The organism is Sedimentibacter sp. B4, assembly GCF_000309315.1.
In the GTDB taxonomy this organism is placed as follows: domain Bacteria; phylum Bacillota; class Clostridia; order Tissierellales; family Sedimentibacteraceae; genus Sedimentibacter; species Sedimentibacter saalensis.
In genome coordinates, this window is sequence record NZ_CANG01000028.1 from 1 (window position 1) to 1,233 (window position 1,233).

Annotated in this window: 1 protein-coding gene; it reads right to left on the bottom strand. The window is 36.2% G+C overall.

All coding sequences use genetic code 11. The annotated features are described in order from the left end of the window. Positions 1 to 29: 29 nt before the first annotated feature. A complete protein-coding gene (gene ord / locus BN358_RS04780) occupies positions 30 to 1,088 on the bottom strand; it encodes a 2,4-diaminopentanoate dehydrogenase (RefSeq protein ID WP_019228155.1) in 1,059 nt (352 codons plus the stop codon). Positions 1,089 to 1,233: the final 145 nt, after the last annotated feature.

Sequence of the window (1,233 nt, forward strand, 5' to 3'; positions counted from 1 at the left end):
ATTGTTAATCAATCAGTCTAGCTGTTTTACTACTTTACTATTTTGCATTCTGGATCTATAAGATTTCTCATGTCTCCCATTATTGCTCTTGGAACAGGTAAATCTATCATAGTTCTCAAACCTGGTTTTGCATTGATAATTTGAGGTATCATGTTTACACACATTGCTATTGTTCCGATTCCTCCTGGTACTTCAGGTGAGTTAACCATATTGATGTTAGGAGTTCCTTTTATTATTACATAGTCCCCTGTTGTAACGCCAACTTGTTCAGGTTCTATTTGCTGAGGATGATCCATTTCGATTTTCAGTTCTCCGTCTATGTAGCCGTAGCCTTTCATAGCAACGCCTGCAACATTTCCAGCTTTAGCAAAGCCGTATGGAGACTTTCTGTCAACATCTGTAACTATTGGATCCATTGATGTAGTAATTTTTTCAACATTCCAGCCTATAGCATCAGAAATCATGCTGATTGATTCCTGGAATCCAACGTGTCCAGCCAAGTGTCCTGTTTCAACACCTTTTTTGAACTCTTCTACAGTTATGCCTATACCTTGTTCAGTCATAACTGTTGGTCCAAATGGTGAAAGGCTGTTAACTCTTCTTGATATAATGTGATCAACTGATTCACAGCATCCAGTCATAACTACTACAAGCAAGTCCATTATGAGACCTGGGTTAATACCTGTTCCAAGAATTGATACTCCGTTTGCCTTAGCAATTTCATCAAGCTGTTTTGCAAGTTCAGGCTGTTGAGCTTGTGGATAAGACATTTCCTCTGCACTTGATACAACGTTGATTTTTTTCTCCAAAACAAATTTCAATCTTTCAAAAGCAACTTTTGTATAAGAATCTGTACAGCAAAGAACAACGTCAGCTGCCTTTTCAGTGATTACATCTTCTGCAGATCCAATCAATACTTCTGGTCTGTCTCCTCTTTCAACACCGATTACTTCATACATGCTCTTACCGATTTTTGATCCTCTTCCAACTGCACCTACTATGTCAACACCTTTTTTGTTAAGTAACATTTTAGCCATACCTGAGCCCATAGCTCCAAGTCCCCATATAATAACCTTTACGTTTTGCATTACAATTCCTCCTAATATTATTTTATTTAAGTTACCAATATAACAAGCAATAACTATGCCAACTTTTGTCCCATTATTGATAATAAAATAATTATTCCAAAATAACCCTTAAATATCAGCTTTTGATTTAATATTTATAAAAAAA